This is a genomic window from Micromonospora yasonensis (genome assembly GCF_026013475.1).
GTDB classification, from domain to species: domain Bacteria; phylum Actinomycetota; class Actinomycetes; order Mycobacteriales; family Micromonosporaceae; genus Micromonospora; species Micromonospora yasonensis.
This window is the reverse complement of the sequence record NZ_JAPDPH010000507.1, coordinates 1-283: the sequence shown is the minus strand read 5'-3', so window position 1 is coordinate 283 and position 283 is coordinate 1. Positions and strand designations below refer to the sequence as shown.

The window sequence follows — 283 nt, the reverse complement described above, 5'->3', positions numbered from 1 at the left end:
AGGCCTTTGACGTGTACTGGGCTCCATGATCGGTGTGCATGATCGCCCCGTGCAGGCTGCCGCGGGTGCGCTGGGCGGCGTGGAGGGCGTCGATGACCAGGTCGGTGCGCATGTGCTCGGCGATCGCCCAGCCCGCCAGGCGCCGGGAGTGCAGGTCGATGACGGTGGCCAGGTAGAGGAACCCGCGGTCACCGACCGGCAGGTAGGTGATGTCGCCGACGTAGCGCTGGTTGATCGCGGGGGCGGTGAAGTCCCGGCCGATCAGGTCCGGGGCCTTCGCCGC

1 protein-coding gene is annotated in these 283 nt (G+C 70.3%); it reads right to left on the bottom strand.

The window, feature by feature from the left end; all coding sequences use genetic code 11:
- A partial coding sequence (locus tag ONA70_RS36580; protein ID WP_265011035.1) for a DDE-type integrase/transposase/recombinase occupies positions 1 to 283 on the bottom strand: 283 nt, incomplete at both ends.